The organism is Agrobacterium salinitolerans, assembly GCF_002008225.1.
In the GTDB taxonomy this organism is placed as follows: domain Bacteria; phylum Pseudomonadota; class Alphaproteobacteria; order Rhizobiales; family Rhizobiaceae; genus Agrobacterium; species Agrobacterium salinitolerans.
Genome location: NZ_MRDH01000027.1, coordinates 93,804 through 118,027 on the forward strand (window position 1 = coordinate 93,804; position 24,224 = coordinate 118,027).

Below are 24,224 nucleotides of genomic sequence, written 5' to 3' on the forward strand. Positions count from 1 at the left end.
TTTACGTGAAATCCTTTAGCTGTGTGCGATGCCGCGCATGTCGCGCATCATGTCGCGGTAACGGTGCTGGCTGCCGCGCAGATGCGCTTGCATCGCCAGCTTTGCGGCTTGTTCGTTCCGGTCCGATATGGCGATGACGATTGCCTCGTGCTCCTTGTGGATCAATCGCCGGTAAGCTGTCTGGTCGTTCTCGCCGGTTTCGGAAACCACGCGCGATTGTGGAATCACGGTCTGGCCGTGCAGTTCGAGGAACTGTGTGAAAAGCGGATTGTTGGTGGCGGCCGCAATGGCGAGATGCAGCGCCAGATCCGCCTCACGAATGGAGCGGTTCTCCTCGATACATTGCAGAAGCCGGGCGTGACAGTCGAAAATCGCTTCCTCTTGCGATGGCGAGCGGCGGAGGGCGGCGAGCCCCGCCGCTTCGATTTCAAGCGGCGTCCTGATTTCCAGCACCTCCAGATCGGAAGAAAGCCGGGCGCGGTCAACACCGGGTGTGGGTGACGTGTCCTTTTCATGCTTCAGTACGAAAATGCCCGCTCCCTGACGCACCTCCACCAGTCCGTCGCAGCGTAGCGCCGTCACCGCCTCGCGCACGACGGTGCGGCTGACGCCATGGGTTTCCGTCATCTCGATCTCGCTGGGCAGGCGGTCGCCGGGCCCATATTGCCCGGAGGCAATCGCGTTTCTCAGGCTGAGGCTAACTCTGCTTACCAGAGAACCGGAGGATTTGCTGCGCTGTTTTTGCTGTTCAGGCACGTCGGTCACCATGCATTGAAATCGAGGCAGGCGTGGAGCCTGTCAAATATGTATGATGAATTTCATTAAAACTCAATGATCATACCAATTTTACCTGCCTTCATGCAGAGGAGGCGCAGAATGGTACTAAAAATCTTCCCGATTCTGACCGGAGACACTAGGCCGGGCCAGCAAACTGTTCCGTGGAAACGGCATGCAACGCCCTGCCGGTCCTGAAAAAGCTCTCAATATTGCCGATCGTGGTGTCCGCGATATTTTTGAGCGCCTCCTGCGTGAAGAAGCCCTGATGACCGGTGACCAGAACATTTGGAAAGGTCAGCAGCCGCGCGAAAACATCGTCGCGCAGCACGTCGTTGGAAAGATCCTCGAAAAAGAGATCGGCCTCTTCTTCATAGACATCGATGCCGAGACTGCCGATCGTGCCGTCTTTCAGGCCTGCAATTGCCGCCTGCGTGTCGATGATGACGCCGCGGCTGGTATTGATGAGCATCACGCCCTTTTTCAGAAGCGGCAGTGTCTCTCCACGAATAAGGTGACGGGTCTCCGGTGTGAGCGGGCACATCAGCGCCAGAATGTCCGATGTTCGGAACAGCTCCTCGCGCGTGACGTAGACCATGCCCAGCGCCTCGCAATCCGGATTTGGCCGTAGATCGTGGCCGACGAGACGGCAGCCGAAGCCGGCCGCAATGCGCGCGAAAATCGCCCCGATCTTGCCCGTGCCGACAATGCCGACGGTCTTCCCGTGAAGATCGAAGCCAAGCAGGCCATCGAGGGCGAAGTTTCCTTCGCGGACACGGTTATAGGCGCGGTGGATCTTGCGGTTGAGCGACAGGATGAGCGCCATGGTGTGTTCGGCGACCGCATAGGGCGAATAGGCTGGCACGCGCGCAACGGTCAGGTCGAGCTTTTCGGCGGCGGCGAGATCGACCTGATTGAAACCGGCGCAGCGCAGGGCGATGAGCCGGACACCCATTTCCGCAAGCTTTTCAAGCACCGGCCGCGACAGGTCGTCATTAACAAAGGCGCAGATCGCCGCCGCTCCCTCCGCCAGCCCAACTGTCTCTGGAGACAGACGTGCTTCGCAATATTGCATCCGCATGTCAGCGTGGGCTGCAGCGTCAAGGAACTGCCTGTCATAGGGTTTGGCGCTGTAGACCACGATCCGCATCTGTTTCTCCAGTCTCCAAACGAAAGCTGCCGTGACAGGGCGATGCGTCCGGCAGATATCTTAGCTGCGAAGACCCGGTGCCTCCTGTCCCGTGCTTTCGACATATTCGGTATAGCCGCCGCCATATTGGTGGATACCGTCAGGCGTCAGTTCCAGCACCCGGTTCGAAAGTGCGGCCAGGAAATGGCGGTCGTGCGAAACGAACAGCATCGTGCCTTCATAATTTGACAGAGCCTTGATCAGCATTTCCTTGGTGTCGAGATCGAGATGGTTGGTCGGCTCGTCCAGCACGAGGAAGTTCGGCGGATCGAACAGCATGGCGGCCATGACGAGCCGGGCCTTTTCGCCGCCGGAAAGAACACGGCAACGTTTTTCCACGTCGTCGCCGGAAAAGCCGAAACAGCCGGCAAGGGCGCGCAACGGCGCCTGCCCCGCCTTCGGAAAACGCTCCTCCAGCCATTCAAGAATGGTGCTGTCGCCATCAAGCACATCCATGGCATGCTGGGCGAAATAGCCGAGCTTGACGCTGGCGCCGAGGGTGACATTGCCGGAATCCGGTTCCGCCGTGCCGGTCACCAGCTTCAGCAGCGTCGATTTTCCGGCGCCGTTGATGCCCATGATGCACCAGCGTTCCTTGCGCCGCACCATGAAATCGAGCTCGTCGTAGATCGTGCGGCTGCCATAGGTCTTGTTGACCTTCTTCAGCGCCACGACATCCTCGCCTGAGCGAGGAGCGGGCGCAAATTCGAAAGCAACCGTCTGACGCCGTTTTGGCGGCTCGACGCGGTCAATCTTCTCGAGTTTCTTCACACGGCTCTGCACCTGCGAGGCGTGCGAAGCGCGGGCCTTGAAGCGTTCGATGAACTTGATTTCCTTGGCGAGCATAGCCTGCTGGCGCTCGAACTGCGCCTGCTGCTGCTTTTCGTTCTGCGCGCGCTGCTGCTCGTAAAAGCCGTAGTCACCGGAATAGGTGGTGAGATTGCCGGCATCGATTTCGATGATCTTGGTGACGATGCGGTTCATGAATTCGCGGTCATGCGAGGTCATAAGCAGCGCGCCGTCGTAGTTCTTCAGGAAGTCTTCGAGCCAGATCAGGCTTTCGAGATCGAGATGGTTCGACGGTTCGTCGAGCAGCATCACGTCAGGGCGCATGAGAAGAATACGGGCAAGCGCCACGCGCATCTTCCAGCCGCCGGAAAGCTTGGAAACATCGCCGTCCATCATTTCCTGGCTGAAGCTCAAGCCATCCAACACCTCACGCGCACGGCCTTCCAGCGCGTAGCCGTCCAGCTCCTCATAACGCGCCTGCACTTCGCCGTAACGTTCGATGATGGCGTCCATCTCGTCCATCCGGTCGGGGTCGGACATGGCGGCTTCCAGTTCCCGAAGCTCCGCCGCCACTTCGCTGACGGGGCCTGCCCCTTCCATGACTTCCGCGACGGCCGAGCGGCCGGACATTTCACCGACATCCTGATCGAAATAACCGACCGTCATGCCCTTTTCAACGACGACCTGGCCCTCGTCGGGCTGCTCTTCGCCGGTGATCATCCGGAACAGCGTGGTCTTGCCGGCGCCATTCGGGCCGACAAGGCCGATCTTCTCGCCGCGATTGAGCGCGGCGGAAGCCTCGATATAGAGAATGCGGTGACTGTTCGACTTGCTGATGTTTTCGATGCGGATCATGACAGGGCCTGTGAATGGGAGCGGCCCTCCTATGCCACGGGCCGCCGCCACTGTCACCTGCCGGACGTGTCGTGTCAGCCATGCAGCCGACAAGATGCTCCGGAGAAGCCGCTCCGGAAACAGAATCAGTTGGTGAGCGTGGCCATGCTGCCGGCAGCCTTGCGGGCGATTTCGCCAAAGGCTGTGACGATCTGTTCCATGTTTTCCGGCGCGTAATAATTGTCAGCGCTCGATGCACAATATTGCAACAGCGACTTGCCCCTGTCCGGCGCCATGAAGGCGACGCTGAAAATCTTGATCCCGTCTTTCTTGGCGGTCTCGCAGGTGGTGCGTACCGACTGGTCGATGCTGGAGTTCCACGAGGCGCTGTTGCCCGTCATTTCGCCGTCGGTCATGAGAACAATGTAGCGCTCGAACGATTCACTGCCTTTGTCTTTATGTGCTTTCGCTTCGGTGGTGTTGGATTTTTTAAGGGCGTTATAAGCGGCGTTCAGGCTGCTGCGGGCATCTGTGCCTCCGGTAGGGAATTCCGGGATTTGCTTGTCAACGTAGCTGACAACGCTGCCCGTACCCCAGCTGATGGGCTGGGCCGCATAGGTCTCATGCGTATAGACCGAGGCGCCTGTTCGGACGAGCTCTGAACCGCCGTTAGCCGTGTAGGTCGGGTCAGCCTTGTTCAATGTTGCGACGAGGAACCCAACGGCCGTTTTGAGCGAGGTGGCCTTGTTGATGTAGCAAGGGCTGGATGTGGCCCTCGCTTCGCTGCTACCCCAATTGTCTGCCGTATAAACCGGGCACGATTTTTTTGCGGTATTGATGGTATCGGTCTTGAATGACATCGAACCGGAACGGTCAAGTGCCAGATACATGGAGATCGGTGCGCCCTTGTTGACGGTGCTCTTTGCGGTGCCCGTTACCGAAAGATCGAGCGTTTTTGCGCCAATGAATCCCAGGAGCGGATTGAGTTCTATCCGACGGTTGATCGTGGTCTCGACGGTGTAGGTCTTGCCGCGGGCATTTTCCGTCGTCGCAATGCTGGTCGGAGAATTCTGCTCCAGTTCCTTTTTCTCTTCCTCGGTCAGGCTCTTTTCCATCTGGGCGGCGATGAAGTTCTTAGCGATTTCCTTGATCTGCTCGTCCGTCATATCGCCCATTTTCAAACGGGCCTCGGTCGCCGCCGCAAGGGCCGCCGAATCCGCGGTATTCTGCATATCCGCTTTCACCTGCATCACATTCGCCAACTCCATGCCGGCGCCGGCAAAACCCAGCAGGACCGGCAGCAGGATGGCCGTCATCATGCCGAAATTGCCGCTGGTATTGGCAAGAAAACGGCGCTTGGGTTTTTGATGTGCAGAGGCGGTCATGACGGGCTCACAGATTAGAATATTCGACTGAGCACAGAAAAGCCGCAAACGATGTAAAATCCGCTAACGTGATCGGTTCAATTTTACACAGTGTTCACATTGGAGCAGTTTTCGAAGTATTTTCAAGAATTGTCTGGCGCGATGGCCGCGATAATACACATCGTGTCATTATTGGACGGGGATGACGTCGACGGCCTGTTTTATCTGCTGGTTGCCATAGCTCTTCAAGACACCGATCACCGGGGCGACATCGGAATAGTCCCGGCCGTAACCGACAACGATATGGTCGCTTCCGGCGACTATATCATTGGTGGGATCGAGTTCCAGGTAACCGGCCGCTTCTCCGCACCAGACGCGAACCCAGGCATGCATTGCATCGGCGCCTTCAAGCCGTTCCTTGCCCGGTGGCGGAATGGTGCGCAGGAAACCGCTGACATAACCGGCGGGAATGCCGAGGCTGCGCAGCGCCATGATCATGATATGCGAAAAATCCTGGCACACGCCGCGCTTCAGCTTGAAGGCTTCCGATGGCGTCGTATCGACGGTCGTCGCCTCGCCGTCATAGGTAAAGTCCTTGTGGATGCGTTTGCATAGAGAGAGCGCGATCTCGCGAATGGTCATTCCGGGTTTCAGCAATTCCCGGGCATAGGCGGATATTGTTGCGTCCATTCCGATCCTCGGGCTCGCACCGATGAAGTGGTGCGGCGACTGGAAATCGAGCGACCAGACATCGGCCAGATCCTGCGGCAGGCGGGAAAGCTCGGGCGAGAAATCCGCCGTCAGCGCCGGCGCCTCCACCATCACGCGGGCCTGCATGCGGATATCCAGCTTCTCATGCGGTGCGCGCAGATGCACTGACGTGGCCGATTGATGAAAGAAATCCTCGAAGGTGGCACGTTCTTCCGGCACAGGCGAAACATCGATGGAGCCGGCGACAAGCCGCTGCCGGCCGGGGATGGAGAGCGGCAGGACGCGGATGATGTGGCGCGCGCCGTGGGCCAGCGTGTCGTAAGTGTAACCCATATGCAGGGAAAGATCGTAAAGCATAGGATTATCCGAGATAGGTCCGGGCCAGAACATCGGAGAGATGTTCCATGTCGGTTTCGAGCTGGCGATAGATCGCGCCGTTCATGTTTTCCGGCGTCATGACCGCAAGCCCGGAATGCAGGCGCATCGCCTCGCGGTAGAAGGGCGACATCTGACCGTTGACGAAGGCGTTCGGAAGCTGCTCCACCTCGGTGCGGATCTCGTTCAGCTGGAACAGGATCGAGCGGGGATTGAGCGGGTCGAGCGCCAGAAGATCGGTCACGGTCAGGCCGGCCGTATTGACGTTGTAGCGGCGGCGATGGGTCATGACGCTGTCGCCGATTTCAAGCAGCATGTCATAGGAGCCGTCAGGCGCGTCCGGGCCGGTCATATGGCCGAGAAGACGCGTCATATGCAGGCCGCGCTCCAGGTAACGGCCGATCGACAGGAAACGCCAGCCGGTGAAGCGATACATGTTTTCGTGCACGAGACCGGCAAAGCCTGCAAGCTTGCGCAAAAGGATCGTCATGGCATGGGTAGCGTCGTCGCCGGGGGCCACTTTCGCGTGGAAACGGCGGGCGGTCTTGGCAAGGTCGTTCAGCGCCAGCCACCCGTCCGGCGAAAAGCGGTCGCGAATGTTGCTGGCGGAATAAAGCGCGCTGTTGATGTTGTTCAGCAGGCTTTCCGGCACGGCATCGTTCATCTCCACATCGAGCGTTTCGAGATAGCGTGTCACATGGGCAAGCAGCGGCTGGCGCGGATCGGCGGATTCGGCATAACGCCCGTGCCAGGCGCGCAGGATGCGCAGGGCGCCTTCCGAACGCTCGATATAACGCCCGAGCCAGAACAGATTGTCGGCTGCGCGGCTCGGCAGGCTGCCCGGCATATTGCGGGTGAAGCTCTCTTCCGCCGGCAGAAGCGTGGTGCGTTCCACAGGTCTGTCGCTGACGATCCAGACATCGGCAGCGCTGCCGCCCGATTGCATGGCGATGGCAGACACATCGTCACCGCTGCCGATTCGTGCGAAGCCGCCCGGCATGATCTGCCAGCCATCCTGGGTGCGCGCAGCAAAAACGCGAAGGCTCATCGGGCGCGGCACGAGCTTGTTGTCGATATAGGCTGGGGTGGTCGAGAGCTTCACCACTTCCTGGCCCACCAGCCTGTGGCCGTCGGAGGTAAGCCAGTCGCTGATCGATTCCTTTGCAGTTTCTCTCAGGGAAGAGCCGAGCACGGACTGGCCGTTGTCGTCGAAGAAGGGAAGCCGGGAATAGGCAGGCCCGATGACCATGCCTTCGATATTGCCGGCGACATGGCGGCGTTCGGCTTCCTGACCGCACCACCAGGTGGCGATGGATGGCAGTTTCAGCTCCTCGCCCAGAATGTGGCGGCAGATGCGCGGCATGAAGGCGAGCAGCGCCCTGGTTTCGAGAATGCCGCTGCCGAGCGCGTTGACGATGGTGAGCGCCTCATTGCGCAGCGCCTGCACCATGCCGGGCGTGCCGATATGGGAGTGCTGGTTGAGTTCCAGAGGGTCGGAATAGGAGGCGTCGAGACGCCGCCACAGAACGCCGATCGGTTTTAGCCCGGCCACGGTTCTGACCATGACGCGGCCGTTGACGACGGTGAGGTCCTCGCCTTCCAGCAACATGAAGCCGAGATAACGGGCGATATAGGCGTGTTCGAAATAGGTTTCGTTGGCGGGACCGGGCGTCAGCACGGCGATCCGGTCATCGGGGTGCTTTCTTTGCGCCTGCAGCGCGTCGCGGAAAGCACCGAAAAACGAGGCGAGACGGTGGACATGGGTTTCCGCATAGATATCGGAAAGCGCGCGAGTGGTCGCCACCCGGTTTTCGAGAGCAAAACCGGCGCCGGACGGTGCCTGCGTGCGGTCAGCCAGTACCCACCAGTTGCCGTCAGGTCCGCGGCCGATCTCGAAGGAACAGAAATGCAGATAGTGGCCGGTTGCCGGTTTCACGCCGACCATGGGCCTTAGAAATTCCGGATTGGAGGCAATCAGCGCTGGCGGCACATAACCTTCCTTCACCAGCCGGTTCTCGCCGTAAAAATCGGCAACCATGGCTTCGAGAAGATTGGCGCGCTGCTTCAGTCCTTCGGAAAGTACTGTCCATTCCCTGTCGTCGATCAGGACCGGAATATGCGAGATCGGCCAGTTTCTTTCGCTGCTGCCCTTGCCGTAGTCGCGGTAGAACACGCCGGCGTCGCGCAGATAGCGGTCGGTGCGGGCAAAGCGCTCGTGCAATTCCCGTTCCGACATGCGCGACAGGGCGTCGAGCAGGGTTTTCCAGACCGGCCTGACCTTGCCATTGGTATCGAGCATTTCGTCGGCAACGCCCGGCAAGGGGGAATATTCAAGCCCGCGTGGTTGCGCGCCTGTTTCCGTCTTGCGTTCCGTTGCCGGGGCTTTGGACAATTTACACTCCGTAAGGCCGACGCAGATCGAGCGTCAGCGGAAATTCTGGCGACACGGTTTCCGCCATCAGCGGATATTGCCCGGCCGTATGCCCCCATGGTTCGAAACGGGCGAGGCGGCGTGCCTCGGCCTCATTGCCGTTGACGGGAAACGTCTCGTAATTGCGCCCGCCCGGATGAGCAACATGATAGATGCATCCGCCGATCGATCGCCTCGACCATGTATCATAAATGTCAAAGGTCAAGGGTGAATTGACGGGCAGGACGGGATGCAGGCCGGAAGAGGGCTGCCACGCCTTGAAGCGCACGCCGGCCACCGCGACACTGCGGTTTTCCGTTGGTGTCATCGGCACGGCGCGTCCGTTGCAGGCGACGGTGTAACGAGAAGGGTTGGAGGTTTCCAGCCGCACCTGCAGGCGCTCCACGGAGCTGTCGACAAAACGCACGGTGCCGCCGATCGCGCCCTGTTCGCCCATCACATGCCAGGGCTCCAGCGCCTGGCGCAGCTCAAGTTTCGCACCCTCGTATTCCACCTCGCCGAAGAAGGGGAAACGGAATTCCTGCTGGGCGGTGAACCATTCCGGCTTGAGGTCGAAACCGTTTTCTCTGAGGTCCGCAAGCACATCGAGAAAATCCGCCCAGATATAATGCGGCAGCATGAAGCGGTCGGCGAGCGCCGTACCCCAGCGCACGAATTTGCCGGCGGCCGGATTTTTCCAGAAGCGGGCGATGAGGGCGCGCACCAGCAATTGCTGGGCAAGCGACATGCGCGCGTTCGGCGGCATTTCGAAACCGCGAAATTCCACCAGTCCGAGGCGCCCGGTCGGCCCGTCGGGTGAAAACAGCTTGTCGATGCAGATTTCGGCCCGGTGGGTGTTACCCGTCACATCCGTCAGAAGATTGCGGAACAGCCGGTCGACCAGCCATGGCAGAGGCGGAGCGCCCTCACCGGGGGCAGGCACCTGCGCCAGCGCAATTTCCAGTTCGTAGAGACTGTCGTGGCGGGCCTCGTCGATGCGCGGCGCCTGACTTGTGGGGCCGATGAACAGGCCGGAAAAGAGGTAGGAGAGCGAGGGATGCCGCTGCCAGTGCAGCACGAGGCTTTTGAGAAGATCGGGCCGGCGCAGGAAGGGGCTGTCATTGGGGTTTGCCCCACCGACAACCACATGATTGCCGCCGCCGGTGCCGGTATGGCGGCCGTCGATCATGAATTTGTCGGCGCCGAGACGCGACTGGCGCGCCTCCTCATAGACTGCCGTAGTGATATTGACGCAATCTTTCCAGCTCGAAGCGGGGTGGATGTTGACCTCGATCACACCGGGATCGGGCGCGACGCGGATAACATTGAGGCGTTCGTCATGCGGCGGTGCGTAACCCTCGATATGGACGGGCAGGCCAAGCTCTGTGGCAGCCGCTTCCGCTGCCGCGATCAGTTCGAGATAATCCTCGATGCGCTCGACCGGCGGCATGAAAACGCAAAGCCTTCCGTCACGCGGTTCCACTGACATGGCGGTGCGCACCGCGCCGCCGATTTCACCAAGCGTCTGCTCTATGCGCTCCTGCCCGGCCACTTCGCTTGCCTGGAACGAGGCTTCGGGCATGGCGCGACCGGAGGGCGTCAAGACATCGGGAAGCGGGCCCCTGGGGATAGAAGGGTCGGCCTCATGAATATAGGGGTAGGCCGACGGCGGCACATAGGGCAGGGTGCCGAGGGGCAGGCGGTAACCGACCGGGCTGTCGCCCGGAACGAGAAAAATCTTGCCGCGCCGCGTCTTCCATTTTTCGCTGATCCAGCGTTCGCCGGCGGCGCGCGCATTCCATGCCTGTACCGGCAGGATGTAGCCGGTGGGCGTCGTCAAACCGCGTTCGAAAACGCGGGCGATACGGTTGCGCTCTTCCGGATCCTTCAGTCTGGAATTGGACGGGTCGACATTGTCGGGCAGGCTGCCTTCCTTGATGATCCATTCGGCCGGATCCTCATAGGCTGGCAGCACCAGATCAGGCTCAATGCCGAGTTGAGTGGCTATACCACCCAATAGCTTCTGCGCATCCTCGGCCTTGACGCCCGTATCGGCGTCTTCCTCCGCAATCAGGGCCGGGTTCTGCCAGATCGGCAGTCCGTCCTTCCGCCAGTAGAGCGAAAAGGTCCAGCGCGGCAGGGTTTCGCCCGGATACCATTTCCCCTGCCCGTAATGCAGGAAGCCGCCCGGTGCGAAACGCTCACGCAGGCGGCGGATCAGGGCGTCGGCCTTTTCACGCTTTGTCGGCCCGACTGCGCCGGTGTTCCATTCGTCGGATTCGAAATCGTCGATGGAAACGAAGGTCGGCTCGCCGCCCATGGTCAGCCGGACGTCATGGCTGTTCAGAACGCCGTCGACCGCTTCACCGAGCGCGTTGAGCTCCTCCCAGCTTTCATCCGAAAAGGGTTTGGTGATACGCGGTGTCTCGGCAACACGCCGGACCTGCATGTCGAAGGCGAATTCGGTATTGGCGTGGCCGAAATAACCACCGGAAATCGGTGCGGCATTGCGATAATGCGGCGTTGCGGCCAGCGGAATATGGCTTTCACCTGTCAGAAGCCCGGAGGTCGGGTCAAGCCCGATCCAGCCGGCGCCGGGCATATAGACCTCGGCCCAGGCGTGAAGATCGGTGAAGTCCACTTCGGTGCCGGATGGGCCATCCAGCGCCTTGAGATCGGGAGTAAGCTGAATGAGATATCCCGACACGAAGCGGGCGGCGAGGCCAAGATGCCGCAGAACCTGCACGAGCAGCCAGCTGGTATCGCGGCAGGAGCCCTTGCCGGAAGCGAGCGTCTCCTCCGGCGTCTGGACGCCGGGTTCCATGCGGATGACGTAACCGATCTCCTGTTGCAGGCGGGCATTGAGGCCAACGACCATGTCCACCGTCTGCTGCCCCGGCGTGCGGTCGACGGTGGCCATGAAGGCGGCAAGCAGCGGGCCTGTCGGTTCCGGCTTCATGTAGATGGAGAGATCGTCCCGCAATTCCTGCGGATAATCGAACGGCCACTTTGTCGCCTCTTCCTCCACAAAGAAATCGAACGGATTGTAAACCGTCATATCGGCGACAAGATCGACCTCGATCTTAAATTCCGTCGCCGGCTCGGGAAAAACGAAGCGGGCGAGGTAATTGCCGTAAGGATCTTGCTGAAGGTTCACGAAGTGATTGGAGGGCGAAACCTTGAGCGAATGGCTGATGACACGGGTTCTGGAGTGCGAGGCGGGCTTTAATCTTATGATCTGTGGTCCAAGGCGAACAGGATTGTCGTATTTATAATGCGTCAGATGATAGATGCTCGCTTTGATCGCCATTAATCTGCCTTGCCCGGTTTTCCGGCTTATGCGGTTTGTCCGCCCCTCTGAAATTATCCGGATTTTGTGCAATGCAGGAAAAGAAAGCAAGGATCATTTCCGGAAGCGACAGCATTGTTGGGTTAAGCCGCGATATTTGCCCGCGGGAAGAATTGTCTGGGCTTTTCAATCATCGCAGCTGAGATTTCGCCGGGATTGTGGACAAGGTTGAACGGCGTGTTATTGCTTGGCAACGAAAGGCGCAGAATCGCGCCCCGCTTTCTTTGCCGACTGACGTTTCGGAATGGAATGAATGGCAACAACGGTGACCGACGATCAGCGCAAAAGCGCGGCTAATCTTTCGGGTTTCGATCTCGATTTTCCCGCGCAGCTGCGCATGATGGGGCGCGCCTTCTGGACCTCGCCGGTGCGCAATCGGCTGATCTTGCTGTCGATGGCGTTGCTCACGGTAATATTGCTCACCGCTTACGGCCAGATCAGGCTCAATGAATGGAACGCGCCGTTTTACAATGCGCTGGAGCGGCGCGATCTTGCCGCCTTCATTCACCAGCTGGAGGTCTTCGCCATCATCGGGGGGGCGTTGCTTCTCCTCAACGTCATCCAGACCTGGCTGAACCAGATGACGGCGCTGAACATGCGCGAAGGTCTTGCCAAGGATATGGTGGATCAATGGCTGAAACCCGGGCGCGCCGCCCGTCTTGCCGGTTTCGGCACGATTGCGATCAACCCCGACCAGCGCCTGCATGACGATGTCCGCAATCTCGCTGAAAGCAGTACGGCGCTTTCCATCGGGCTCGTCAATGCGACGATCCTGCTCATCAGCTTTATCGGCGTCCTCTGGTCGCTCTCGGCGGGCTTTGCTGTCACCATCGGCGGCGATACCTATGCTATCCCCGGCTACATGGTTTGGGCGGCGATATTTTACGCCGGTTCAGCCTCCCTGCTCAGCAATCTCGTCGGTTATCGGCTGGTTGGACTGAATGCCGAGCGTTACTCCAAAGAAGCGGAGCTTCGCTTCTCGCTGATGCGGGCCAGCGAAAATCTTGCCGCCATTGCCCTTGCGCGCGGTGAAAAGAACGAAAGGCGGCGGATCGGTATCGATGTTGATGCGGTGATTGGCGTCATTCGAGGGCTGGCGATGGCCCTGACAAATCTAACATGGGTTTCGGCGGGATATGGCTGGCTGGCAGTGGTGGCGCCGATCCTGATCGCAGCTCCCGTTTATTTTTCCGGCAATCTGACATTCGGCGGGTTGATGATGGCCGTGGGTGCGTTCAACCAGGTCAACACGGCGCTGCGCTGGTACATCGACAATTTCGGACCGATTGCCAGCTGGAAGGCCACGTTACAGCGCGTTTCGGTGTTCCGTAACGCCCTTATCGAGATGGACAGCGTCGAACAGCACGGCTTGGCGATCGATCTGCAACGCAGCGCGGAGAATGAAAAAATCCGCCTCCAGTCGGTGGTGATCTGCCGTGATGCGGGCGGACAGGATTTGGATCGCGGCTTCCAGCTGCGCGAGAGCGAAGTCACGATCGGGCCGGGCGAACGACTGATGATCAATGGCGAGCAGGGCGTGAACCGAAGGCTGCTTTTTGCGGCCATGGCGGGCCTGTGGCCCTGGGGACAGGGCAGGATAGAGATGCCCGAACAGTCCGACACGCTTTTCATCGCCCAGCACGGCTATCTGCCGGCGGGTTCGCTGCGTGAAATCCTCGCCTATCCGCGCGCTCCCCAGCGTTTTGCCGATGCCGATTATATCTCGGCGCTCGCTGCCTGCGGGCTTGGCGAGATGGCGTCCCGTCTCGATGAAAACATTCGCTGGGATAAAAAACTGGATTCAGACGAGCAGGCCAGCATCCGGGTTGCAAACGCCCTGCTGCTGAAGCCGAAATTCCTCGTTATCGATGATTTGCTCGAAGGGTTGGAAAAACAGACGCAGGATACGCTGGCGGAAGTTCTGAACGGGATCGACAGTGCGGCGATCATCTACATCGGCCGCTCCGAAACATTTCTGTCGGTTCTCGCCCCGGCCGTGGCGCATCTCGACCATACCGCGCAGAAGGAAAATATCTCCCCGGCAGACAGCGCTCCGCTATAGGCCGTTGGGCTATGGAGTTGTTCGGAGCGGGCTATAGCCGAAGATGCCATTGATCCGAAGCGAGCCGCGACTGTTTGACAAGGCTTAGTGTGGTGTCCGGCTCCACCTGCGAACGCAAGGCAAATGTGCCGGTCGCCAGGCTGATGGCGACGACGCTGGCGACCACCAGGACAATACGGTCGTAGCGCTGCTGTATTGCGTTGTTTCCACTCCAGTCATAGGCCATTCGCACGCCCTCGCGTTTTTTGGAATCGTGCCTCATCATGGTTAACCGAAGCTTACGACGGCTCTATGATTCCTTGCTGTTTTGGAAGGGCTGCCGCGACAAATCGGCTATTGGCGGATGGGGTGCGGTTGTTTAAGTCCGGCAGCGGGAGGCTTGTGAAAGGACTTTGAGACATGGACCAGCAACCGCCTGCCGATATGGAACTCACGCTCAGAACGCTTGCGATGCCCGCCGATGCCAACCCGGCCGGCGATATTTTCGGCGGCTGGGTCATGTCGCAGATGGACCTTGCCGCTTTCGTCCGCGCCAATGATGTGGCTGGCGGCCGCACCGTCACCGTCGCAGTCAATGAGATTGTCTTCAAGAAGCCGGTCAAGATCGGCGATACATTGTGTGTCTATACAAAAATCGAAAAGATCGGCCGTACCTCCGTCACATTGAAGATCGAGGCGTGGACCCGCAGGCACTATCAGGATTCGCGCGAAAAGGTGACGGAGGCCGTCTTCATCATGGTCGCGGTGGACGACAACGGCGATCCGCGTCCTGTCGGCAAGGAGGCGTGAGACGGCTTCCGCTTTTTTTTTCAAAGCAATTCCGAGGCGCCTGCAAATGACTAGAAGCATAGGCGTTTCGGATTTTTCGCAATTCGATATCCGTCCGCTCAATACTTTAGAAATATCCAATTTATTTATCAATTTTTGCGATCAAGATATGGAATAGGACGGGGATCAGGCTTTGACCATTCCAGGTGTTGTTATTGTCGGCGGCGCTCACGGCACGCTCGCCCTTGCGCGCAGCCTCGGCGCCCTGAATGTGCCTGTCTATTATCTCACCCATGATTCACCGTTGCCAGGCTGGTCGCGCTTCGTGCGGGAAACAATCCGCTGGGATGGCCCGCACGACGCCGGAGCAATGGAGTTCCTGCGTCAGATGGCGGCGAAACGTGGTTTGAAGGGCTGTCTGCTGGTGCCATCCGGTGACGGAGAGGTCCAGCTCGTTGCGCAGCATCGTGAGGAGCTTTCCGCTCTTTACAAGATCGTTTTGCCGGATTGGGCGGAGCTGCAATGGCTCTGCGAAAAACCGCTGCTTTATCAGCGCGCCGCAGAACTCGGCGTCGATATTCCGCGTACCTATGCACTGACATCGGCCGCTGACATCGACACGCTGGACATATTGTTTCCCGTCATTCTCAAGCCGAATATGGGGGGTGGCGATACCACCATCGCCCGGGCAAAAGTCATTCGTGCCGATGACCGCCATGCTTTGAAAACGGCTTTTGCCGATGCGAGTGAAGAGATCGGCGTCGGCAATGTCGTCGTGCAGGAACTCATTCCGGGTGGGGGAGAAAGCCAGTTCTCCTACGCGGCGCTCTGGCTGAACGGAGAGCCGGTAGCGGAATTCACTGCCCGGCGCGTCCGGCAATATCCTGTCGATTTCGGCTATACCAGCACCCGCGTCGAGGTCGTCGACAACGGGAAAGCGGTGGAGGCGGCCCGAAAAATACTGAAATCGGCCGGCCATAGCGGGCTGGTCGAGGCGGAATTCAAGCTCGACCATCGGGACGGGAAACTCAAGCTTCTCGATGTCAATCCGCGCCCATGGTCATGGTTTGGCCTTTGCTCGGCGGCGGGCGTCGACCTTGGCGCCCTGCTATGGCGGGTCGCCAACGGTGAGCCGGTCGGTCCGCCCGGCGATGTGCGGCAGGGTGTTTCCTGGTCCTATCTTGTCCGCGACGCCGTTGCCGCTTTCACATTGGCCCGGAGGGGGCAGGCGAAAATTGGTAACTACCTTGCTTCTCTGGGCAAGATCCGCAGCTGGGCCGCCTTTGCGCCGAAGGATCCCTTGCCGGGCCTGATCGATCTGCCGCTGACGGTCTCGAGAGTCGTGAGAAAACGCCTTCTTCCCGGCCTGAGATCAGGACAATCGGGGAGAATTTTCTTTCAGCCGATAAAACGCCTTGTGAAATATGGAGTCATAAGGGCGGGGCTGGAGGTGAGTTCTCTCCCGGCCGTCCGTTCGGCATTTCCGTCTTTTGCCGGGCGTGGCGTAATCTTTACGCTTCATCATGTGCGCCCCGGAGGGGTTGTTTCGGCTTTCGCACCCAATGTGCAATTGTCCGTCACGCCGCAATTTCTGGAAGAGGCGATACAGACCGCACTCGAATGCGGTCTTGTTCCTGTCCATCTGCACGATCTGCCGGCTCTGCTAGCCGATAATCACGAGGGCCGGTCCTTCTGCGCCTTCACACTCGACGACGGCTATCGAAACAATGCCGAGTATGCCGCACCGATCTTCCGTAAATATGCCGTTCCCTACACGATTTTCATCACGCCGGGTTTTGTGGAGCGAACACGCAGCCTCTGGTGGGAAACCGCTGCCGCCTTGACGCAGAAAGCCGCGTCTTTCGAATTCGATTTCGGGGCGGGGCCGGAACAGGTGGCGTGCGCCAGCCCTTCGCAGAAAGCGGAGGCATTCACGCGGCTTGAAGATTTCGTCCAGAATTTTTCGGAAGACGAGGCGGTGGAAAGGATCGATCGTGTCGCGAGGCAGCATGGCGTCGATCCCATCGCGATCGTGGACGAACTTGTCATGGATGAAGACGAGCTCAAGGCGCTGGCGCAAGACCCTCTGGTGCATTTCGGCGCACATACCGTGACGCATGTGAATATGCGCAAGGTCGATGCGACGCGTCTGGCTTATGAGATTGCGGAATCGACGCGTCGGGTGGAAGCTTATGTCGACCACCGGCCACGGTCCTTTTCATATCCCTATGGCTGGGTAAAGGCTGTGGGAGAACGGGAAGCGAAAGCGGTTCACGACGCAGGATTTTCTGCAGCCGTGACCACGCAGGCTGGCGTTATCGATCCCCGATGCCTTGAAAAGCCGACGCAGCTGCCGCGTGTATCGCTGAATGGTCGCTTTCAGAAAAAGCGTTTCGTCAAGGCGCTCATTTCAGGTTTGCCCTTCCGGTTCATCTAGCGACCTTGTTCGTTCGCCATCTCTCGGCCGTCTTGCCAGATGTTTCTGCGGCTCGCATTTGGCGTTCACTTTTGCCGTTTCCGGTTTTTTTCTCGTCCTTCGAGCCTCTTTGCGGCTGATTGGTCAGTGCGAAAAGCTGTGTCGCAAATTTTGTTATTCACATCCACTTATCTATTGATTATAAATAAATTTATCGACAGAAAACATTACAACTTTTATGAAGACATCGCCCTTGCTATTAATTTTTGCCGATGATCTGACCGGAGCGCTCGACGCCGCCGCCCCTTTTGCCGGGCGCGGGCTGGCGACCGAGGTTGCCATCGGGCTTGACGGTGCGCGTGCGGCGTTGGCGGATGCGCCTGCCGTCCTTAGCGTCGATCTCGGCTGCCGCGACGGCGAGGCGGATGAAGCCCGCCGCCGCACGCGGGAACTGCTGGGGCTGCTTCCGGTCGATACCATCCTTTTCAAGAAGATCGATTCCCGCCTGAAGGGGCATATTGCGGCGGAAATGGATGCGATTTCCTATCGCCACGCGCTTGTCGCGCCCGCAATTCCGGATTTTGGACGCGTCGTTATTGGCGGAGCCGTTTCCGGCTTTGGCGTCGACGCTGCCATTCCGGTTCATGAAAGGCTGCGCGGGCATGCCGACCGTTGCGCGATACCCGATACGCGATCAAAGGGCGAAATCGCCGAGGCTCTCGCCGCCGCGCAGGCGCAAGGGGCCGATCTTCTGGTCGGCGCGCGCGGGCTTGCCGAGGCGCTGGCTGAGGCGATGACGGCGCAGGCTGTTCCTGAGGCCGCGATCATTCCGGCCGGAAAGGGGCTTTTTGTCATCGGGTCTCGCGATCCGATCACGGTGGAGCAGATTGACGTTCTCAAAAGCGTTGGACCTGTTTCGATCATTGAGGCGCCGAATGGCGTCATGCCCCGCCACACCGATGACGGTGCCGGTCTGATGCTGGTTCAAGCGACGCAGGGTGCGGAAAATCTGTCGCCGCTTGCGGTCTCAGACCGGTTGGCGCAAGGCGTCGTGCCGCATTTTACCGCCGGAGCGGCAAGACTGCTGTTGTCAGGTGGAGCCACGGCGGAGGCCGTGCTGCGGGCCATGGGCGTTTCGCGCTTGCGTCTTGCCGGCGAATGCCTGCCGGGTCTCGGCGTGGGCTGGTCCGGCGATCAATGCATCATTGCGAAGTCCGGCGGTTTTGGGCAAGCTGACACGTTGAAACGGATCGCGAAAATGATGCTTGGCGACAATGACGCTGGAGAGAGCTGACCAGATGGGGCTGATGAAAGAAACGGCGCGCAAGGCACTTCCGGACATTATTTTCGAGAGAATGCACCGCGCGATCAAATCCGGCGCCTACAAGCCGGATGAGCGGCTGCCGACCGAGCATGAACTCGCCATGGAATTCGAAGTATCGCGACCGGTGGTGCGCGAGGCACTCCGGCGGCTGCGCGAACAGGGTTTCATCTATTCCCGCAGAGGCTCCGGCAGCTATGTCAGGGCCTTCGGCCTGCGCGAGCCGCTCGGCTTCGGCCAGCTTGAAAACGTCGCGGACCTTCTCAACTGTTACGAATTCAGGCTGACGCTGGAGCCGGCCGCGGCGGCAGCGGCGGCTCTTCGGCACGATGGTGAGAGACTTGCGGCGATCCGGAAGGCGCTCGAACTGATGCGGGATGCGACCAATCGCCAGTCCCACCGCGAGGATGCCGATTATCAGTTTCATCTCGCCATCGCACGGGCGGCGCGGAACAGTTATTTCTCCACTGCGATGGAAGCGCTGAAAGACCATATTGCCGTGGGAATGAAGTTCCACGGCATGTCATTGAAGCGGGAAGCATCCGGCCTGACGCGTGTTTTTGCCGAGCATGAGGCAATCGCAAAGGCGATTGCCGATGGGGATGCAGAGGCGGCACGCCAGCTGATGCTCCAGCACCTGACCGGATCGCGCGACCGCCTGTTTGAGTCTTCGCACACGGATTAAGCGGGTGACCGAAGACCGATGCGCGCGCCCGCGCACCGGAATTTTGCTCAGAAGGCGTGGCGGTAAACGCCGAGCACATCCTCGAGGCTCATGTCGACGGGGTTGTTGTCCATCAGCCGGCGGATGGCATGCGCATTCTCAGCGTAGCGGGGAAGATCGGCTTCAATGGCGCCGTGCCGTGCAAGCGACATTTCGATGCCGAGTCCGGCACAGAAATCCGTCGCCGCCTTGCGCAAATCATCAGGCGAAAGATGTTCGCGAAGCCCGAGCGCTCCCGCCACCTCCGCCGTCTTCGCAGAAACCGCGGGCTGGTTGAAGGCCAGAACATGCGGAAAGACGATGGCGTTCGCCAGCCCGTGCGGCAGGTTAAGAAGCGTGCCGAGCGGATAGGCGATGGCATGGCCGGCGGCCGTATTGACCGGACCAAGGCAGATGCCGCCATAATAGGAGGCAAGCATCATGCCTTCCCGCGCTTCAGTATCCGCACCATCGCGGACGGCGCGCGCCAGATATTTACCGACCAGTGCAAATCCCATGCGTGCGAAACCGTCGATCATCGGGTGGGCCTTGCGGTTGGTGAAGGCTTCGACGCAATGGGCCATGGCATCCACACCCGTTGCCGCCGTAACGGCTGGTGGGACCGAATAGGTGAGTTCCGGATCGAGCACGGCGAAATCCGCAATCAGATGAGGGCTTTCGACCGCGATCTTGCTGCCTTTTACCGCGTCTGTGATAAGCGAACGGATGCCGGCTTCGGAGCCGGTTCCGGCGGTGGTGGCGATCTGCACCAGCCGGGTGTCGCGCCCGGCAACCCTGTTCGGTCCAGCCACATCCTCAAGCGTCTGGCCGGAATTCCAGAGCGCCGCGACCAGCTTCGCCACATCCATTACCGAACCGCCGCCGAGGCCGATGACGAGATCCGGCTTGGCGGCGCTTGCCGCGGCAAGGGCGGCTTCGAGCGTTGTGGTGTCCGGCTCGCCGGGAATGGCGTCGAAGACAGTGAAAGGACCCGGCAATTGCAGCCGTTCGGCAAATTTGGCCGTCAGCGGTGTGGCGATAACGAGGGTCGATGCGGTTTTCCCCGCCCAGACGCCGACCTGTGAAACGGTGCCGGCGCCAACGGCGAGCCGGCGTGGCTGATGGATGAGAATGGGAGCTGTCGACATGGTGCTCATCCCTTTCGATCCTTGCCGGCCACCAGCTTGCGCGCATAGGCGATGGCCGCATTCATGTTGCCGTGATTGGCGATGCCCTTGCCGGCGATATCGAAAGCCGTGCCGTGATCGACGGAGGTGCGGTCTATCGGCAGATCGACGGAGACATTGACGGCGGTGTCGAAAGCGACAAGTTTGATCGGTATATGGCCCTGATCGTGATATTGCGCGACGACGAGATCGAAAGCGCCGGAATAAGCCCGGTGGAACACGGTGTCGGCGGAAATCGGTCCCTGCACTTCGATGCCTTCGGCGCGTGCGGCGGCGACCGCCGGTGCGATCTGATTGTCATCCTCATTGCCGAACAGGCCGTTTTCACCGCAATGCGGGTTGATGCCGGCAACCGCGATGCGCGGTTGACCATAACCGATGCGTTTCAGATGCGCGTTGCCGGCGCGGATGGTCGCAAGCACGCGCTCCGTCGTCGCGCGGGTAATGGCTTCCTGCAAGGAGACATGGGTGGAAACGTGAATGACCTTCAACCGTTCGGAGGCGAGCAGCATATAGGCAGCCGAGGAGCCGGTGAGGCTTCGCAACATGCCGGTGTGGCCATCATAATGGTGACCGGCGAGATTCAGGGCTTCCTTGTTGATCGGCGCGGTAACGATGCAGCCGATTGCGCCCGCTTCGGCATCGCGAACAGCCTTTTCGATAAAGCGGAACGCGGCGTCTCCGGCAACAGGCGACAATGTACCCCAGGGCAGCGGCGCACCCTCCACTGGCAGGTCGACCACGTGCTGAGAAAGATCGATATCAACGCCGAGCGCATCCTGCGCCGCTTCCAGCGTGGCGAGGTTGCCGTAAATCCGCGTCGCTGCACGATCCGAACCGGACATTTCGGCGAGCGCCCGCACCGTGATTTCCGGGCCGACACCACAGGGATCACCCATGGTGATGCCAATAATATTGCTCATCTTTGTCTCCCGTCGTTCTCGTCAGCCCAGCCGGGCGCCAGCCGGACATATTTGATTGCGCGGCGATGATAGGTGTAGCTTGCATGCAGCGTACCGTCCGGCGCTTCCAGAAGCCACGGATAGGACATTTCCAGATTGCGCCCATCGGTCGAATCGTTCGAAAGGCAGGTGCCCGGCCCGTCTTCGATCAGGATCCGGGTGGCAAAACTGCGCCCGTCATCGTCGGACAGGCAGATCGAAACAGGCGCGCGCGGCACACCCCAGACGGGAACGCACCCGCCGCTCGGATCGGCATCCGGCCTGTCGTCGTCCTCTCCAAGTTCGTCGTAAAGCGAGGCGCGGCGATCGCTCGACTGCGCGGCATTGACGGGGTTGCAGATCATAGCCAACCTGCCATCGTTGAGCTTGATGACCGCAATGGAGGAATTATTGTTGGGCACATCGGTCGGCTCCGGCTTTGACCACGAGCGGCCGCCATCGACGCTTTGCGTGCGGTAGACGAAGTCAGCCTGACGGCGGCGGAAGAAGGCGGCGTAGTCCCCATTCGTCACCGCAACCGGGCTCATATGCACGCAGCCGGTCGATTCTTCCAGATCCTGCAATCGCCAGGTCGCACCATTGTCCGTGGATATGCCGAGCGCTGCCGTATCGTGGCTACCGTTCCATTTCTGGCCGGGGCGCTGGATGCAACGGAAGATCGGCAGCAGCCAGGCACCGTCATCTCGGATGCGCAGCGGCGCGCGGATGAAGCAGCCCTGCGGGAGATCGAGAAAACATCCTTCCTCGGAAACAAGCTTTTCCGGCGCAGTCGCGTCGCGGTGGATCCGCGCCATGCGAATGCGGCATTCATCCTGATTACCGGAGGGCTGAGCGGTATGAAACAGCCACAGAACGCCATCCGGCGCGGTGAAGACAACCGGGTTCTGTTCGGAATGGGAGGGGTCGTGGCTCAGTCGCTGCGGCGGTCCCCACCGGGTTGCACCCGCCGTCAGTACGGATGCGAAAATCGAAATATCCGATTTTCCTTCCAGCGTGCCGCCGAACCATGCGCAGAGCAGGGCGCCATCGTCCAGAAGGTGCAGGAAGCTCGCATGGTTCTGAATCATGGGCGACGGCAGAAAGGCTTCCTGCCGGTTTTCCGACACAGCATGCATGGCTCCGGTCATGGCGCGAGCGATGTCATCAGGGGTCATCGTGGTCTCCTCTTGTCTCGATGAAAATGACATATTCAAAAAGTTGTCAAGTTTATTTGGTAGAAAATGAGGATTCGATATTTTTGATTTTTGGAATTAAACTTTTGTTTTTAAATAATAAAATTAATGAATTTGGCTTTAATAAAAATTGCCTTCGAAAAATAAATTGACAAAAAACGTGATAGCGTCGATGCTTCGCTAACGGGTGGAGGAGACAATCATCCGCATGCCATGCTCCTTAATGCAGGAGACGGGGATTTTTCAAATGCCCCTTGCGGCGCGCCGCCATGTTGCTGAATTTCTGAATCTGGGAGGAGAACGGAATGAAGAAGTCATTGATTGCGGGCGCCCTTGTCTTGGGTTCCTTCAGCGCCGCGGTTTCGCCGGCGCTCGCGGCATCGGGTCCGATCAAGATCGTGCTGGCGGAAGAGGCGGACCTGCTGGAGCCCTGCATGGCCACCCGCTCCAACATCGGTCGCATCATCATGGAAAATGTCAGCGAGACGCTGACGGAGCTTGATGTGCGCGGCAACAAGGGTGTTCAGCCGCGCCTTGCCGAGAAGTGGGAGCAGAATGCCGATGGAAGCTGGCGTTTCCACCTGCGTGAAGGCGTAAAGTTTTCCGACGGCACGGCGTTCGATGCCAAGGACGTCAAGCACAGCTTCGAACGCATTATGAGCGACAAGAACGCCTGCGAGTCCCGTCGTTATTTCGGTGGCATGACGGTGACCCCATCAATCGTTGATGACTACACGATCGACTTCAAGGCCGAACCGGCGCAGCCTATTCTGCCGCTCTTGATGTCGCTGGTCACCATCGTTCCGGAAGAAACCAAGATGGAATTCATCCGAGAGCCTGTCGGCACCGGGCCCTACAAGCTGACCGACTGGACGCCGGGTCAGCAAATTGTGCTCACCGCGCGCGACGATTATTGGGGGGACAAACCGCAGGTGACGGAAGCGACCTATCTTTTCCGCGCCGATCCTTCGGTTCGCGCGGCCATGGTGCAGACCGGCGAAGCCGATCTCTCGCCTTCGATTTCCCAGCTGGACGCCACCAATACGAAGACCGACTTTTCCTATCTCGACAGCGAGACGGTCTATATGCGTCTCGATCACAATATTGAGCCGCTGAACGATGTGCGGGTGCGCCGCGCGCTCAACCTCGCCATCGACCGGCAGGCCTTCCTCGGCACGCTGGTTCCAGAAGGCGCCGTGCTGGCCACCGCGCTCGTTCCACCGACAACGCTTGGCTGGAACCCCGACGTCAAGGTCTTCCCCTATGACCCCGAGGGCGCAAAAAAGCTGCTCGAGGAAGCAAAGGCTGCCGGTGTGAAGGTGGATACGCCGATCACCATCATCGCGCGTACCGCGAATTTCCCCAACGTCACCGAGATCATGGAGGCGATCCAGCAGCAATTGCAGGATGTCGGCTTCAAGATCGACCTGAAATTCGTGGAAGTGGCCGAGCACGAAAGCTATTATTCCAAGCCCTTCAAGGAAGGCCGCGGACCGCAGATTGTCGCCGCCATGCACGACAATTCCAAGGGCGACCCGTCCTTCACCATGTTCTTCAAATATGCCACCAAGGGCACGCAGTCCGGCTTCTCGGACAAGAAGGTTGACGATCTGATTGAACGTGCATCCGCAGCGGTCGGTGACGAGCGCGCCAAGCTCTGGTCGGAACTCATCGCTTATCTGCACGACGATGTGGTGGCCGACGTGCTGCTGTTCCACATGGTCGGCTTCTCCCGCGTCTCGGAACGGCTGGACTTCAAGCCCACCATCTCCACGAACTCGATGCTGCAGCTTTCGGAAATCGGCATCAAATAAGACCCCGCGTCTTGTCAATTGAGA

Annotated in this window: 17 protein-coding genes; 6 read left to right on the plus strand and 11 right to left on the minus strand. The window is 59.5% G+C overall.

Features of this window, described 5'->3' with window-relative positions; genetic code table 11:
* Nucleotides 1-15: 15 nt before the first annotated feature.
* The 7 genes from BS627_RS18810 to BS627_RS18840 all read right to left on the minus strand — a co-directional run bounded on the left by BS627_RS18810 (nt 16) and on the right by BS627_RS18840 (nt 11,756).
* Complete coding sequence (locus tag BS627_RS18810; protein WP_077984710.1) at nt 16-768, minus strand: FadR/GntR family transcriptional regulator; 753 nt, start codon at nt 766-768, stop codon at nt 16-18.
* Nucleotides 769-913: 145 nt separating this feature from the next.
* Complete coding sequence (locus BS627_RS18815) at nt 914-1,924, minus strand: 2-hydroxyacid dehydrogenase (RefSeq protein ID WP_077984711.1); 1,011 nt, start codon at nt 1,922-1,924, stop codon at nt 914-916.
* Nucleotides 1,925-1,984: 60 nt separating this feature from the next.
* Nucleotides 1,985-3,607: an ABC-F family ATP-binding cassette domain-containing protein gene (locus BS627_RS18820; protein WP_077984712.1), complete on the minus strand. Its 1,623-nt coding sequence runs from the start codon at nt 3,605-3,607 to the stop codon at nt 1,985-1,987.
* Nucleotides 3,608-3,732: 125 nt separating this feature from the next.
* A complete protein-coding gene (locus tag BS627_RS18825; protein ID WP_077984713.1) occupies nt 3,733-4,971 on the minus strand; it encodes a vWA domain-containing protein in 1,239 nt (412 codons plus the stop codon).
* Between the two features lie 168 nt (nt 4,972-5,139).
* A complete protein-coding gene (locus BS627_RS18830) occupies nt 5,140-6,018 on the minus strand; it encodes a transglutaminase family protein (protein ID WP_077984714.1) in 879 nt (292 codons plus the stop codon).
* A gap of 4 nt (nt 6,019-6,022) precedes the next feature.
* A complete protein-coding gene (locus BS627_RS18835; RefSeq protein WP_077984715.1) occupies nt 6,023-8,428 on the minus strand; it encodes a circularly permuted type 2 ATP-grasp protein in 2,406 nt (801 codons plus the stop codon).
* A gap of 1 nt (nt 8,429) precedes the next feature.
* Complete coding sequence (locus BS627_RS18840; protein WP_077984716.1) at nt 8,430-11,756, minus strand: transglutaminase family protein; 3,327 nt, start codon at nt 11,754-11,756, stop codon at nt 8,430-8,432.
* 292 nt (nt 11,757-12,048) lie between these two features.
* Here BS627_RS18840 and BS627_RS18850 point away from each other — a divergent pair, with 292 nt between their 5' ends.
* Nucleotides 12,049-13,857 (plus strand): ABC transporter ATP-binding protein/permease, encoded by a 1,809-nt coding sequence (locus BS627_RS18850; RefSeq protein ID WP_077984717.1) that lies wholly within the window; start codon nt 12,049-12,051, stop codon nt 13,855-13,857.
* Between the two features lie 31 nt (nt 13,858-13,888).
* Here the strand turns inward: BS627_RS18850 and BS627_RS18855 are convergent, their stop codons facing one another.
* On the minus strand, nt 13,889-14,122 hold the full coding sequence (locus BS627_RS18855; protein WP_077984718.1) for a hypothetical protein: 234 nt from the start codon (nt 14,120-14,122) through the stop codon (nt 13,889-13,891).
* Nucleotides 14,123-14,256: 134 nt separating this feature from the next.
* Between BS627_RS18855 and BS627_RS18860 the strand changes: the two genes are divergently transcribed.
* From BS627_RS18860 to BS627_RS18875, 4 genes are all read left to right on the plus strand, one after another.
* A complete protein-coding gene (locus BS627_RS18860; RefSeq protein WP_077984719.1) occupies nt 14,257-14,646 on the plus strand; it encodes an acyl-CoA thioesterase in 390 nt (129 codons plus the stop codon).
* Nucleotides 14,647-14,818: 172 nt separating this feature from the next.
* A complete protein-coding gene (locus BS627_RS18865) occupies nt 14,819-17,062 on the plus strand; it encodes a polysaccharide deacetylase family protein (protein WP_077984720.1) in 2,244 nt (747 codons plus the stop codon).
* Nucleotides 17,063-17,294: 232 nt separating this feature from the next.
* Complete coding sequence (locus tag BS627_RS18870; RefSeq protein WP_077984844.1) at nt 17,295-18,335, plus strand: four-carbon acid sugar kinase family protein; 1,041 nt, start codon at nt 17,295-17,297, stop codon at nt 18,333-18,335.
* A 4-nt stretch (nt 18,336-18,339) separates the two neighbouring features.
* Complete coding sequence (locus BS627_RS18875) at nt 18,340-19,047, plus strand: FadR/GntR family transcriptional regulator (RefSeq protein WP_077984721.1); 708 nt, start codon at nt 18,340-18,342, stop codon at nt 19,045-19,047.
* Between the two features lie 47 nt (nt 19,048-19,094).
* On the opposite strand, the gene BS627_RS18880 is transcribed toward BS627_RS18875, so the two are convergent.
* The 3 genes from BS627_RS18880 to BS627_RS18890 are packed head-to-tail and all read right to left on the minus strand — an operon-like array spanning nt 19,095 to nt 22,368.
* Nucleotides 19,095-20,222 (minus strand): iron-containing alcohol dehydrogenase, encoded by a 1,128-nt coding sequence (locus BS627_RS18880; protein ID WP_077984722.1) that lies wholly within the window; start codon nt 20,220-20,222, stop codon nt 19,095-19,097.
* Nucleotides 20,219-21,175 (minus strand): 4-hydroxythreonine-4-phosphate dehydrogenase PdxA, encoded by a 957-nt coding sequence (pdxA, locus tag BS627_RS18885; RefSeq protein ID WP_077984723.1) that lies wholly within the window; start codon nt 21,173-21,175, stop codon nt 20,219-20,221. Before pdxA ends, BS627_RS18880 begins: the two co-directional genes overlap by 4 nt.
* Complete coding sequence (locus BS627_RS18890; protein WP_077984724.1) at nt 21,172-22,368, minus strand: sialidase family protein; 1,197 nt, start codon at nt 22,366-22,368, stop codon at nt 21,172-21,174. Before BS627_RS18890 ends, pdxA begins: the two co-directional genes overlap by 4 nt.
* A 323-nt stretch (nt 22,369-22,691) precedes the next feature.
* Between BS627_RS18890 and BS627_RS18895 the strand changes: the two genes are divergently transcribed.
* Complete coding sequence (locus tag BS627_RS18895) at nt 22,692-24,200, plus strand: ABC transporter substrate-binding protein (RefSeq protein ID WP_077984725.1); 1,509 nt, start codon at nt 22,692-22,694, stop codon at nt 24,198-24,200.
* Nucleotides 24,201-24,224: the final 24 nt, after the last annotated feature.